A 13,802-nucleotide genomic window follows, 5' to 3' on the forward strand; every position below is an offset into this window, starting at 1 on the left:
AACTGACAACCAGCTATGAGGTACCGAGTTTGTCCCGTCCCGCCAGCTCCACTCCGCCCGGAAGACCCCAGCCAAGGCGAGGTGCCTTGACGCCGACGTTGATCGTCGTAGCACTGGTTGTGGTCGGATTCATCTTCTTCGCCAATGTCTGGACCGATGTCCTCTGGTACCAGCAGCTCGGGTTCTTTGAAGTATTCCTCACGGAGAACCTGGCCCGGATCATTATCTTCCTTGCCGGCTTCGCGCTGATGTTCGTTGCCATGTTCTATGCCATCCGCATCGCGTACCACGCCCGTCCCGTCTACGCGCCGGACTCGGAGATCAGGGACAACCTGAACCGCTACCAGGCGCAACTGGAACCCGTCCGCCGCGTGGTCATGATCGGCCTGCCGGTGCTGTTCGGTCTCTTTGCCGGAAGCGCTGCCGCCAGCCAGTGGCAGAAAGTGCTGCTGTTCCTGAACCAGGAGCCGTTCGGCCAGAACGATCCGCAGTTCAACCTGGACATCAGCTTCTACCTGATGACCCTTCCGTTCCTTGGCTTCGTGACCGGCTTCCTCATCAGCGTTGTTGTGGTCGCCGGTATCGCGGGAATCCTGACGCACTACCTCTACGGCAGCATCCGGATCATGGAACGCGGCATCTTCACCAGCCGTGCTGCGCAAATCCACCTCGCCGTCACCGGTGCGGTCTTCCTGCTTCTGCTTGGCGTGAACTTCTGGCTGGACCGCTATTCCTCAGTTCAGAACAGCAACGGACGCTGGGCCGGCGCGCTTTACACGGACGTCAACGCCGTCATCCCCACCAAGTCGATCCTGGCTGTAGCGGCTGCGCTGGTGGCAATCCTGTTCATCGTCGCCGCAGTGATCGGCAAATGGCGCCTGCCCGTCATCGGCACGGCAATGCTGGTCATCACCTCCATCCTTGCCGGCGGTGTCTACCCGTGGGTCATCCAGCAGTTCCAGGTGCGCCCGTCGGAACAGACCTTGGAGAGGCAGTTCATCGAGCGGAACATCAGCATGACCCGTGCCGCCTACGGCCTGGATAAGATCCAGGAGAAGCGGTACAACGCCACCACTAACGCCACCACGGGCGCCCTGGCACCGGACGCGCAGACCACTGCCAATATCCGCCTCCTGGACCCGAACCTGATTTCGGACGCCTTCTCCCAGCTCGAGCAGTACCGTCCCTACTACCAGTTCCCGAGCGCGCTCAACGTGGACCGGTATGAAGTTGACGGCAAGGTGCAGGACACTGTGATTGCCGTCCGCGAGCTGAACCCGGACGGCCTCAGCGCCAACCAGCAGTCCTGGCTGAACCGGCACGTGGTCTACACCCACGGTTACGGCGTAGTGGCCGCCAAGGGCAACAAGTTCACCGCCGACGGCAAGCCTGAGTTCCTACAGGCGGGCATTCCATCCACCGGCGTGCTCGGCAACGATTCGACCTACCAGCCCCGGATCTACTTCGGCGAAAATTCGCCCGAGTACTCGATCGTAGGGGCACCCGAGGGTTCGCCGCACCGTGAGCAGGACCGCCCTGCCGGCAAGGAAGGCGACGGCGAAACCCAGTACACCTTCACCGGCAACGGCGGCCCGAACGTGGGCAGCTTCTTCAACAAGGTCCTCTACGCCATCAAGTTCCAATCGTCCGACCTGCTGCTGTCCGACGGCGTGAACACCGAGTCGCAGATCCTCTACGACCGCAACCCGAGGGACCGCGTCGAAAAGGTCGCCCCCTACCTCACGGTCGACGGCAACGCCTACCCGGCGGTGGTTGACGGCCGCGTGAAGTGGATAGTGGACGGCTACACCACCAGCCAGTACTACCCGTACTCGCAGCAGGAGCAGCTTTCCGCGGCCACCGCAGATTCGCAGACCACGGCCGGACGCACGGTCGCCTTGCCGAACAGCTCGGTGAACTACATCCGCAACTCCGTGAAGGCAACGGTTGACGCCTATGACGGCTCGGTGACGCTTTATGCCTGGGACGACCAGGACCCCGTGCTGAAGGCCTGGCAGAACGTCTTCCCGACCTCCCTGAAGCCGTACTCGGAGATGTCCGGTGCGCTCATGAGCCACGTCCGCTACCCCGAGGATCTGTTCAAGGTTCAGCGTGAGCTGCTGGGCCGCTACCACGTCACCCAGCCGGACAACTTCTACACGAACAACGATGCCTGGTCCGTGCCGAACGATCCAACGGTCAAGGAAGAGGTCAAGCAGCCGCCGTTCTACATGTCACTGCAGATGCCTGACCAGGACAAGCCGGCCTTCCAGCTCACCTCCTCGTTCATTCCGCAGGTGGTCAACGGGACCGCCCGCAACGTGCTCTATGGCTTCCTGGCTGCGGACTCCGATGCCGGCAACCAGAAGGGCGTGAAGGCGGAAAGCTACGGCCAGCTCCGGCTGCTGCAGATTCCCCCGGAAGCTCAGGTCCCGGGCCCGGGCCAGGCCCAGAACAAGTTCAACTCCGATCCCACGGTGTCCCAGGCGTTGAACCTGCTCCGGCAAGGCGCGTCCGCCGTCCTCAACGGCAACCTGCTGACCCTCCCGGTGGGCGGCGGTTTGCTGTACGTGCAGCCCGTCTACCTGCGCTCCACGGGCGAAACGTCCTACCCCACACTGCAGCGCGTGCTGGTTGCCTTCGGTGACAAGATCGGGTTCGCGCCGACACTGGATGAAGCGCTGAACCAGCTCTTCGGCGGCCAGTCGGGCGCCAAGGCCGGTGACTTTGCCAATAACGGCCAGACGCCGCCGCCCGCAGCCGGAGGAAGCACTCCGCCGGCCACCGGCGGTACGGACGCCAAGGCGGAGCTGAAGGCCGCGCTGGATGAGGCGAACGCAGCCATCCGTGCCGGCCAGGAGGCTCTGGCCAAGGGGGACTTCGCCGCCTACGGCGAGCAGCAGAATAAGCTGTCCGCGGCCCTGCAGAAGGCCATCGACGCCGAAGCGAAGCTCGGTGCCGAAGGTGCCTCGCCGACGCCCGGAGCCACCACTGCTCCCACGGCGGCCCCATCGGCTGCCGCGACGCCGTCGCCGTCTCCGAGTAATTGATCAGGAGGGCGGCGTCCCCGTAACGCCCGCCCGCGCCGGCCGGTTTTCCCTTCCACAAGGAAGGGGAAACCGGCCTTTGCCGTTTCCGGCGGGGAACCAATTCCCGGGCCGGGCATCGCCGGTCCGGAAGGCCCGTTTCGGCGCGGAGACGCAGATCACGTCCTCTCAATTTGGTCTGAAGTTCACCGGCAGGTAATGTTGTTCTTGCGACGCGGGGTGGAGCAGTTCGGTAGCTCGCTGGGCTCATAACCCAGAGGTCACAGGTTCAAATCCTGTCCCCGCAACTGATGGAAAAGGCCCGGAAAACTCGAAAGAGATTTCCGGGCCTTTTGCTTTGCCGCCACCGGGTTGCTCCTGGACCGTCCGGCGGACCGCACGGCGGGCCGTCCGGCGCGTCGGCCGTGGCCCGGCCTTGGTGGTGGTCGGGGCGGTCCCAAAAGTAGGGTAGTGTTGATCAAGCGACGCGGGGTGGAGCAGTTCGGTAGCTCGCTGGGCTCATAACCCAGAGGTCACAGGTTCAAATCCTGTCCCCGCAACCATATGAGAGGCCCTGACCGGGAATTATTCCGGTCAGGGCCTCTTTTCTTGTCTGAGGCGCACCGACTACTAGCATTTCCTAGTATTCTCATTCGCGGAGGCAACGTCCTGCGGTGGGCAGGCCGTCGCTGCCAGGAAGTGGACGCTATATTGCGGGGCATGACCGCCGCCCCGCACGGGTTCGCTCTTCCGCTGTTCATGATTCAAGCTATTAAGGCGCACTTAACCCGGCCGCCGCTCCTGTCGGTGCACCCGGCAGGGTGGACCCGCCTGTTTCTAGTCGATCATTCTCGAGAGGAATGCTGCTCGATGTCTCTACCAACCAAGAAGAAGTCCGGAACTGCGAAGAGCAAATGGGCCAAGCTGTACTGGGCAGTGCCGGCGGCGCTCGTAGCCCTTCTTCTCGTGGTACTGCTCGCTAAGTGGGTCACAGGGCTCGCCGGGGTAAAGGACTTCCTGGCGGCCTACCCGGGCCATTCAGAGCTGCCCGAGGGAACTCCCGTGGGCTTCCCGGCATGGCTGGCGTGGCAACACTTCCTCAACGGCTTCTTCGTGCTGCTGATCATCCGTTCCGGCTGGCAGGTGCGCACGCAGACGCGTCCGGCCGCCTACTGGACCCGGAACAACAAGGGCCTGGTCCGCACCAGGAACGCGCCGACGAAGATCAGCCTGGCGCTGTGGTTCCATCTCGTCCTTGACGCGCTGTGGATCCTCAACGGCATCGTGTTCGCCGGCCTGCTCTTCGCCACCGGCCAGTGGGCCAGGATCGTGCCTACCAGCTGGGATGTCTTCCCCAACGCGCTCTCGGCCGCGCTGCAGTACGCTTCGCTGAACTGGCCAACGGAGAACGGCTGGGTCAATTACAACGCCCTCCAGCTGCTGACGTACTTCCTCACTGTCTTCATCGCGACGCCCCTTGCGTTCATCACAGGTCTGCGGATGTCCTCGGCCTGGCCCAAGAATGCCAAGGCGCTGAACAAGGCCTACCCGATCGAGGCTGCCCGCGCCGTGCACTTCCCGGTGATGATCTACTTCGTCGCTTTCATTGTGGTCCACGTTTTCCTGGTGCTGGCCACCGGCGCCCTCCGGAACCTCAACCACATGTACGGCGGCAGCGACGACGTCAGCTGGGTGGGATTCGGCATCTTCGCGGCGTCAGTTGCCGTGATGGTCGCCGCATGGTTCCTGGCACGCCCGCTCTTCCTGAGTCCCATAGCTTCCCTGATGGGCAAGGTCAGCAGCCGCTGAGCGGTCCGCAGCAGGGGCTCCTGAACCGCGCCGCCGGTTAGCTGTCCTTGAGCTTCTGGTAGGTCTCCAGGGCCCTCTCACGTGACTCCGGCAAGCCAACCACAGGCTCGGGATACCCGGCGGCCAGTTCCGGCGCCTTCCACGGTTCGTGGATCTCTTTGTCACTGAGGTCCGCGATTTCCGGAATGAACTCCCGCAGGTAGCGGCCGGCGGCGTCGAATTTCTTGCTTTGCGTCACGGGGTTGAAGATCCGGAAATAGGGGGAGGCGTCCGCTCCGGAGCCCGCCACCCATTGCCAGTTGGCCGGGTTGCTTGCGGAATCGGCGTCCACCAGCGTGTCCCAGAACCACGCTTCGCCCAGCCTCCAGTCCGCGAGCAGGTTTTTCACCAGGAAGGACGCGGCAGCCATGCGGACGCGGTTGTGCATCCAACCCGTCTGCCACAACTGGCGCATCCCCGCGTCCACCAGCGGGTAGCCCGTCCGGCCCTGCTGCCAGGCATCCAGCTCGGCGTCGGACGGCGTCTGCCACTCAAACCGGTCAAAGTCGGGACGGTAGTTTCGGCTGGCCAGTTCCGGGTTCTCGTACAGAAGCTGCCAGCAAAACTCGCGCCAGCCCAATTCGGAGCGGAAGATTCCGACGTCGGCGGGAGCCTGGCGCGGGAAGCGCTCACGGAGCGCATGCCAGACGCGGAAGGGACTGATCTCACCAAAGCGAAGGTGGGGGGAGAGGCGGCTGGTGCCTTCGACTCCCGGCCGATCGCGGCCGGTTCCATACTCTTCGACAGGGCCGTCCAGGAAGTCCTCCAGCCGGCTGTGGGCGCCGGCTTCGCCGGGCGTCCACTGTTCTGCGAGTCCTGCGCTCCAGTCGGGCGTGCGGGGGAGCAGCGCCCAGCCATCCAGGTCATCGCTTTGCGGCAGCCCGCCGTCTCTGTGCCCGGCTGGATGAGGCAGGGTGCCCGGGGCATCGGCGGGCACCCGTGGCTCCCCGCTTTCGAGGCATGCGCGCCAGAATGGCGTGAACACCTTGTACGGCCCGCCCGCCCCGGTGCGGACGGTCCATGGCTCGAACATGAGGCTGGCCTGGAAGCTCGCCGCATCAAGTCCCTGTTCCCCTGCCCAGGCTTTGACCCCGGCGTCGACGCTGCGTTCGGGTCCGCCGTACCTGCGGTTCCACCTGAGGTGGGTGGCTCCGGTGTCGGCAGCCAGCTCCTGGATGATTCCGGCGGCGCTCCCGCGTCGAAGGACCAGCCGGGAGCCCGCCGCTTCCAGGGCGCCGGCCAGGGACGCCAGTGAATGGTGGAGCCACCACTTGGCCGCCCCGCCGAGCGGCCGCACCCCCGGTGATTCTTCATCCAGGATGTAGACGACGGTCAGCGGATGGCCCAGGGCCGCCGCATCGGCCAGGGCCGGATTGTCATCGAGGCGAAGGTCGTCACGGAGCCAGACAATGGTGGAAGGCATGGTTCCACGGTACACGCAGCACGGAGCTATTTACCGGCCGGTAACTTGGCCGTAGACTCGCTCCAGTCGTCCCCTGCGTTCATTCTCCGCACGGACGGTTCCGTTCGGATCAGGCCTCTTCCTGTTGACATCGGCACCCGGCTGGAGGCGGCCGGATGCCGGCCACCTGTTCGCCGCAACGTTGCCGCGCGCAGAAAAAAGGATGACCAATGAAGCTACTCCTTTCCCCGGCCACGCGGCCCGGGACAGCTCGCCGATGGCGCTGGGCCACCAGGGCGCTCGTTGCGGCAATCGCATCCGCTGCCACTGTGTCCGCTGTCATTGCCCCTCCGGCCCACGCCGCGCCCGTCGGCGGTGGTGAGTGGGTGGTCAGCGTAGGGGATTCCTACATTTCGGGGGAAGCGGGCCGCTGGGCCGGCAACTCGAGCGATCCCGGCCAGACTGATGCGCTGGGTGACGCGGCCTATCTTGATGCCGGTCAATCCGAGAGCACGGCCGGCTGCCACCGCTCCTCCTCGGCGGAGATCAGAATCGGGCAGGCACAGTCAGCGAATCTGGCGTGTTCCGGTGCCAAGACGGCCACGTCCTGGAACTCCTCCGGCGAATTCAAGCCGGGACTGGATTTCTACAAGGATGCTGCAGGCAATATGGGTCAGGCCCTTGCCCTGCAGAACTTCGCATCGGCCCACCGGGTCACGATGGTGGTGGTCTCCGTGGGCGGAAACGATCTTGGTTTTGCAGGCATCATCGCCACGTGTGTCTCGAAGTTCATGACCAGCCCGTCCTGGGCTCCGAGTTACTGCAAGGACTCCACCACGGTAGCTACGAACTTTTCGGCCACCAACCGGGCCGCAGTGGCATCCCGGATCGGCGCCTCGCTCGCGAACGTGGCCAAGGCCATGGCCGGCGCCGGCTACGCGCCCGGTGAATACAGTCTGGTGGTGCAAAACTACGTCTCGCCCCTGCCACGGAGTTCCAACATCGCCTACTCCGAAGCAGGGTTCAGCAGGCAGAGCACCTACGGCTGCGGATTCTGGAACGCGGACCTGGATTGGGCTTCGGGTACTGCCGTCCCCGCCATCAACTCCACCATTTCGGCCGGCATCGCTGCTTCGGGCCTGGACGGCGTTCACACGCTGAACGTGGCCGCGCTGTTTACCGGCCACGAACTGTGTGCGGACACAACGAAGAAACTGAACAACACAGCGCTGACTGACTGGCGGAGCGCCGGCGCCGCGGACGTCAGCGAATGGATCAACGAGGTCCGGACCGCCAGTACCGTGTTCAGCGACTACTACATCCAGGAATCGCTGCATCCCAACTACTGGGGCCAGCTGGCCCTGCGCAACTGCCTGCGCCAGGTCTATAACGACGGCGATGTCCGTTCCGGGAGCTGCGTGGCGTCCGGAGCCGGGCTGACCACGGCAGGAGAACCTGCTGTCACTGTGCGCTAGCACTGCCCGCACTGAGCAACGCAGAGAGGCCGGGGCCCCTTGATGGGACCCCGGCCTCTCTGATGTCCGGCCAAACACCGGAGGCGGTGCCTAGAGCTTGTCGAAATCAGCTTCTTCAACAGTGGAGCCGGCAGCCGTGGAATTGGCCGACGATCCGATGGCAGGCTTCGCGCCGCCGGACTTCAAAGCCGCGAGCCGGGCTTCGATCTCGGTCTGTTCGCCGAGGTCTTCGAGCTGGTTGAACTGTGCGTCAAGGCTGGAAGCGGCCAGTTCCTGCTGACCGCGGACCTTGGCTTCTTCGCGGCGGATCTTCTCTTCGAAGCGGCCCACCTCGCTGGTGGGGTCCATGAAGTCGATGCTCTTGAGTGCGTCGTGAACCTGGGACTGCGCGGCGGCGGTCTTGGAGCGGGCCACCAGCTCATTGCGCTTGCTGGTCAGCTCGTTGAGCTTGCCCTTCATCTGGTCCAGGCCGGTCTTGAGCTTCTCCACAACTTCGGTCTGCGAAGCGATGCTGGGCTCGGCAGCCTTGGCCTCGTTCTCGGCCGACATCTGGCGCTGGATGGCGACCTTGGCCAAGTTGTCGAACTTCTGGGCGTCTACGGTGTCGCCGCTGTTCCGGTACTCGTCGGCCTTGCGGGACGCTGCCAGGGCCTTGTTGCCCCAGTCCTGGGCGTTCTTGACGTCCTCGTTGTAGTCGTCCTGGAGCATCCGCAGGTTTCCGATGGTCTGCGCAACGGCAGATTCAGCTTCGGCAATGTTGTTCGTGTAGTCCCGGACCATCTGGTCCAGCATCTTCTGCGGATCTTCAGCCTGGTCCAGCAAGGAGTTGATGTTCGCCTTTGCCAGCTGCGCCATACGGCCGAAAATGGACTGCTTAACCATGGTGTTGCCTTTCATCCTGCTCAGTGGTCGCCACTGAATTCAGTGAACAGTTGATGTACCGTTTCTACCCGGCGGCCGGCGGAACCGGCCGCCGCCTAGTCTGTGGATCGGCTAGAAGCTGCCGGAGTCTCCGCCACCGAAATCGCCGCCGCCGAAGTCCCCGCCTCCGCCGCCGAAATCGCCGCCACCCCAGCCGCCGCCGTCGCTGTGGCCGCCGCCCCAGCCGCCGCCGCTGCCTCCGTTGAGGATGGAGTTGATGAGGATGCCGCCCAGGATGGCGCCGCCGAGGCCGCCGCCACCGCCGCCGCCGAACATGCCGCCGCGGCCGTAGCCCTGGTTTGCGTAGCCGAAGCTGTCCACATCCCCCTGGGCGAGCTGCGCAGCCTGGGCTGCCAGTGCGTGGGCCTGCTGGGCATAGGTCAGGGCGGTGACGGGATCATTGCGGGATATGGACAGGGCATAGTCCAGATTCCGCTGGGCCTCGGCAAGGCGCGTCCGTGCCTCGGTTCCTACACCGCCGCGGCGTGCGGTGATGTAGTCCGAGGTGGCACTGATCTGGGCCTGGGCCGACATGATGGTCTGCTGCAGCGAGGCCTGCGCACGGCGGGCCTGCTCCTGCTGGTCGCGGATGCCGGTCAGGGACTGATCCAGTGACTGATGGGCCGCTTCCACCCGTTCCAGCGTGGCAATCGGATCGATCTTTCCACCCTGGATCTCCGCCTTGACCTGTGCCAGGGCAGCTTCCACTCCGGCTACCGGACCGGCAAGTTCCGGGTGGGCTCCCGACTGGATCATCGCCCTGGCCTGGGCGAGGTCCTGGGACGTGTCAACCACGGCGGCCTCAAGCCTGTTGCGTGCCTCGTCCAGGCTTCCCGAGACCTTGGTGATGGCTTCGAGCAGTACTTTTGTCTGGTGCAGGCTTTCTTCGGCGGCGCGGACGGCCACAGCGGCCAGGCTGCCCTCGCCGGCGGCCAGCTTGTCCCGGGCTGTTGAACTGGCATTTTGCACGAAGGCGAGCCGCTCCTTGGCCTGGCCGATGTTGTCCGAGACCTGGACAAGGGCGCTGTCTGCATACTTGGCCCGCAGTTCAGTCAGCGTTTGCTCCGCACTGGCGATCCGGGCGTCAGCATCCGCGGCACCGGCGTTCACTGCGGCAAGGGCCTGCGGCGCGTTCTTCTCCAACTCACGCAGGGAGTCGAAGTCGGCCTTTTGTTCCTGGAGGGAGGCCAGTGCCGCCTCCGAACGGCGGATGATTTCGCCGAGCCAGCTGCGCTGCTGCTCTTCGGTGTCCGGAATGTGGTCGTCAAGCTGCTGCTGCAGCTTGAACGACTCGGACATGTGGCCCTTGGCTTCCTGCAGCGCCTTGGTGAAGTTCCCGACGGCGGCGTCTCCGTACTGCGCCTGGGCGAAGCCGAGTTCCTGCTCGCTCGAGTTGATGGCGTTGTCGGCCTCAATCAGCAGCGAACCGCTCTTCCGGCGCAGTTCGTCCACGCTGAGTGAAGCCAAGGGGTCCAGTTCCGCACCCTGCGGGCCATAGCTGGCGCTCGACGCTGCAGCCTTCTTTCGGCGGTTCCGGAAGTAGAGGTAAGCACCGGCGCCACCAGCCACAACGACGCCGGTGCCGACCAGTACTGCCGCTCCGGCACCATCACCGGACGAGACGGTTCCGCTGCCGCCACCGGCGGCGTCGCCGACTGCCGAGGCGGTGTCTATGGCGGCCTGGGCGTAGTCCTTCTTGCCACCGGCAAGGTTGGCCACGATGGCGTTCTGGGTGATGTTGCTCGTTTTGGAGGCTATGGAACTCGTTGAATTCGGGGCGAAGTAGTACTTACCCTCGTCCGACATAGCCAGTATTACGTCGGCCTTACCCATGCCCTTGTTCTTAGCCACTTCTTGGGCCCATGCCTTGGGATCCGTGGGGCTTTCGAACTTTTTCACGGTGACCACGTACAGGTTGTACTTGTGGTCCTTAAGGAGCTTCTGGATTGCTTCCTGGACTTCGGCCTTGCGGCTTCCGAGCACATTGGCGTTGTCCACGATGTTTTGGCCGGACGGGATGGTCACCGGTGGCTCGGCCCAGGCTGAGGTGGCGGGGACCGCCAGCAACCCGGCAAGGCCGATCACGGCGAGGAGACGTTTGAACTTAGACCGCATGTGCAACCCTTCAGCACTTCTGCGACTGATTCGGGCCGAGCCAGTCGTCACAGAATGCAGCAGCGCCCCCACGCATGTGTAAAGCCGCAGGTCGCTGTGGCAATTCCATTTGATTCTATGGTGCACCAAATTGCCCGTCCACAACGGGGAATATGCCACCAGCGAAAAGCGCTGCACGCATGGTTCGCACCGCGAAAAATGGATTCCGACGGCGTTCAGGAACCTCCCAGCCAACGTCCGCTTTAGCTTCAGTCTGAGGGTCCATAGTTAAAGGCAGACAAGGACGAAAGGAAGTCTAATGACTGAGAACCCAGCACAGGGTGGATCGCCTGAGAACAGGGGTCCGGAAAAGCCCCGGGATGGCTGGCCGGCGCAGCCTCCTCATGCGGACACCCAGCCGCTGGATGCGGCGCACCGGGCGCAGCCGCAGTCAGCGGAGAAGCCGGCCGGAGACTCAGACCATGACAACCCGACCGTCCGGCTGGATCAGGCGCGGTCCGACAATGGACAGCTGCACCCCGGCGCGGACGGTGCTCCGCAGCCCGTCTATCCGCAGCACCAGCCGTTCTACGGTCAGCAGGCCGGTGCCTCCACCCAGCATGGCGCCCACACAGGAAGCGGCACGTACTCAGGTGCCGGAGCCCCCCAGGCCAGTGGCCCCTACCAGGCCAACCAGCACCACCAGGGCAGCATTTATGCCTCGGACCCCGCGAGTGCCCCGAAGCGGAAAGCTGCCTTCGGGGTGGGAACCCTGGTGGCCAGCATCCTTGCCGCCGGCCTCGTGGGCGGCGGCGTGGTGGCGGCCAGTGACGCCTTCCTGAACAACGGTTCCACGTCTGCCGTCAGCGGTACCGGCAGCCAGCCCGGCACCGTGATCGTGAACAACAAGGACGACGTCAACGTCATCACTGCTGCCTCCCTGAAAGCGTCGCCGAGCGTTGTGACCATCAAGGCGACGAGCGGAAGCGACGGCGGCACCGGCTCGGGCATTATCCTCGACGACGAGGGCCATATCCTGACGAACACCCACGTGGTGACCTTGGACGGCAAAACGGCCAACGCCACCATCGAAGTCCGCACGAGTAATGGCAGGGTCCTCACCGCGAAGATCGTGGGCACGGATCCCCTGAGCGACCTGGCTGTCATCAAGGTGGACAACGCGTCCGGGCTGACTCCGGCAACCCTTGGTGACTCCGGCAAGCTGAATGTGGGGGACACCGCCATCGCCATCGGCTCACCCCTGGGCCTGACGGGCACCGTCACCGACGGCATCGTCTCCACCCTGAACCGGACCATCAGCGTGGCTTCTTCTGCCGCGCCGAAGGACGGAGCGGACGATTCGCAAAGCAATGGCGAGGGCGGCTTCCAGTTTGCGCCGCCGGACGGCGGCCAGAGCCAGAACGCCTCGAACCAGGGCTCCATCTCGATCAACGTTATCCAGACCGATGCCGCCATCAACCCCGGCAACTCCGGCGGCGCCCTCGTCAACAGCAAGGGTGAAGTCATCGGCGTGAACGTGGCCATCGCCTCGGCGGGTGGTGACTCAAGCTCCAGCACGAGCGGCAACATCGGCGTGGGCTTCAGCGTTCCCATCAACCACGCCAAACGCGTGGCCCAGGAGATCATCGATAACGGCAAGGCGACGCACGGCCAGTTCGGAGTCAGTGTCAAGGCGAAGTCATCGACGTCGTCAAGCTCTTCCTTCTCGGTGGGCGCCGAAGTGGCCACGGTGGAGTCCGGTTCCGCTGCTGCCAAGGCCGGGCTTAAGGTGGGCGACGTCGTCACGAAGTTCAACGACCTCACCATCAGCGATCCCAACCAGCTGACAGCAGCGGTCAGGGAACAGCCTGCGGGCGCGTCTGTGAAGGTCACTATCCAGCGCGGGGGCCAGGAACAGCAGGTTGACGTGACGCTTGGCGCGGCAGCGGAGCAGTAATGTCCGCACTACGTGCCGGGCAAAGGGCAGGACACGCCCCGGGCACGCAGTAACCCGACCGTGGAGGCGGGGACACCGGTACGGTGGTCCCGCCTCCACGGTGTTAACCCGCGGTCCTGAGGGCGGCCTGACACAGGCGTTAACGGGACGGCGCGGGTGCCCCGCTATATGGTTAGCTTGGATCTACCCGCACCCCGGGGGAGATCCGCGGCCATAACCTCACCCGGCTGGCTATCCACAAGCATGGAAGGCTGCTGTACAGAAAGTGGAAGAGACATTGAAGATCATCGTTCTGGTCAAACATGTACCAGACGCGCAATTGGACCGTCACCTCAGCGACGAGGACAACACCACCGACCGCGCCGATAGCATCCTGTCCGAGCTGGACGAATACGCCCTGGAAGCTGCACTGCAACTGACCGAGGCCCGCGGCGGAGCCAAAGCCGGCAACCAGGTCATCGCCCTCAGCATGGGTCCGGCGGGCGCCGTTAACGCCATCAAGAAATCACTCCAGATCGGCGCCACCGAGGGCGTACACCTCCGTGACGACGCCCTGGCCGGATCCGATGCCGCTGCAACCTCCCTGGCGCTGGCTGCAGCCGTCCGGCACCTCGGGGCCGACAGCCCGGTGGACCTGGTCCTGACCGGCATGGCATCCACCGACGGCGAAACCTCCCTGGTGCCCGCGCAGCTTGCAGAGCGGCTTGACCTCCCGCAGGTCACGTTTGCCTCCGAACTCGAAGTTGACGGCGGCCGCGTCATCGCCCGCCGCGACAGCGACACCCACTACGACACCGTCGAGGCAACACTGCCCGCCGTCGTGTCCGTGACCGACCAGATCAACGAGCCCCGGTTCCCCAACTTCAAGGGAATCATCGCGGCCAAGCGCAAGACGATCACCACGCTCACGCTGGCGGAGATCGGTGTGGACCCCGCACAGGTGGGCAAGGCCGGTTCCTGGACCGAAGTGAAGACGGCGGCTGCACGTCCGCCGCGCACCGCCGGCACCATCATCACCGACGAAGGCGACGCCGGCATCAAGCTGGTGGACTTCCTGGCCGCCCAGAAGCTGCTCTAAG

At 64.5% G+C, this 13,802-nt stretch carries 8 protein-coding genes and 2 tRNA genes; 7 read left to right on the forward strand and 3 right to left on the reverse strand.

Translation table 11 applies throughout. The features are described 5' to 3' along the window. The first annotated feature begins 29 nt into the window (after positions 1-29). The 4 genes from JOE31_RS08895 to JOE31_RS08910 all read left to right on the forward strand — a co-directional run bounded on the left by JOE31_RS08895 (position 30) and on the right by JOE31_RS08910 (position 4,835). Positions 30-3,050 (forward strand): UPF0182 family protein, encoded by a 3,021-nt coding sequence (locus tag JOE31_RS08895; protein ID WP_209743422.1) that lies wholly within the window; start codon positions 30-32, stop codon positions 3,048-3,050. A gap of 210 nt (positions 3,051-3,260) precedes the next feature. Next, positions 3,261-3,334 (forward strand) — tRNA-Met (locus tag JOE31_RS08900). Positions 3,335-3,512: 178 nt separating this feature from the next. Next, a tRNA-Met gene (locus JOE31_RS08905) sits at positions 3,513-3,589 on the forward strand. A 307-nt stretch (positions 3,590-3,896) separates the two neighbouring features. Beyond that, positions 3,897-4,835: a cytochrome b/b6 domain-containing protein gene (locus JOE31_RS08910; RefSeq protein ID WP_209743424.1), complete on the forward strand. Its 939-nt coding sequence runs from the start codon at positions 3,897-3,899 to the stop codon at positions 4,833-4,835. A gap of 37 nt (positions 4,836-4,872) precedes the next feature. Here JOE31_RS08910 and JOE31_RS08915 read toward each other — a convergent pair whose 3' ends face one another. Beyond that, positions 4,873-6,297 (reverse strand): deoxyribodipyrimidine photo-lyase, encoded by a 1,425-nt coding sequence (locus JOE31_RS08915; RefSeq protein WP_209743426.1) that lies wholly within the window; start codon positions 6,295-6,297, stop codon positions 4,873-4,875. A 209-nt stretch (positions 6,298-6,506) separates the two neighbouring features. On the opposite strand from JOE31_RS08915, the gene JOE31_RS08920 reads away from it, so the two are divergent. After that, positions 6,507-7,751, forward strand: a complete 1,245-nt coding sequence (locus tag JOE31_RS08920) for a hypothetical protein (RefSeq protein ID WP_209743427.1) — start codon at positions 6,507-6,509, stop codon at positions 7,749-7,751. 90 nt (positions 7,752-7,841) lie between these two features. On the opposite strand, the gene JOE31_RS08925 is transcribed toward JOE31_RS08920, so the two are convergent. Then, positions 7,842-8,633 carry a PspA/IM30 family protein gene (locus JOE31_RS08925; protein ID WP_209743430.1) on the reverse strand — a complete coding sequence of 264 codons (792 nt, stop codon included), beginning with the start codon at positions 8,631-8,633 and terminating at the stop codon, positions 7,842-7,844. A 111-nt stretch (positions 8,634-8,744) separates the two neighbouring features. Continuing rightward, complete coding sequence (locus JOE31_RS08930) at positions 8,745-10,787, reverse strand: TPM domain-containing protein (protein ID WP_209743432.1); 2,043 nt, start codon at positions 10,785-10,787, stop codon at positions 8,745-8,747. 298 nt (positions 10,788-11,085) lie between these two features. Between JOE31_RS08930 and JOE31_RS08935 the strand changes: the two genes are divergently transcribed. Together JOE31_RS08935 and JOE31_RS08940 are read left to right on the forward strand one after the other, a co-directional pair. Then, entirely contained in the window at positions 11,086-12,723 is a 1,638-nt protein-coding gene (locus JOE31_RS08935) for a S1C family serine protease (RefSeq protein ID WP_209743434.1), read from the forward strand. 277 nt (positions 12,724-13,000) lie between these two features. Further along, on the forward strand, positions 13,001-13,801 hold the full coding sequence (locus JOE31_RS08940; protein WP_209743436.1) for an electron transfer flavoprotein subunit beta/FixA family protein: 801 nt from the start codon (positions 13,001-13,003) through the stop codon (positions 13,799-13,801). The last annotated feature ends 1 nt before the right edge of the window (position 13,802 follow it).

Source organism: Arthrobacter sp. PvP023 (assembly GCF_017832975.1).
Taxonomy (GTDB): Bacteria; Actinomycetota; Actinomycetes; order Actinomycetales; family Micrococcaceae; genus Arthrobacter.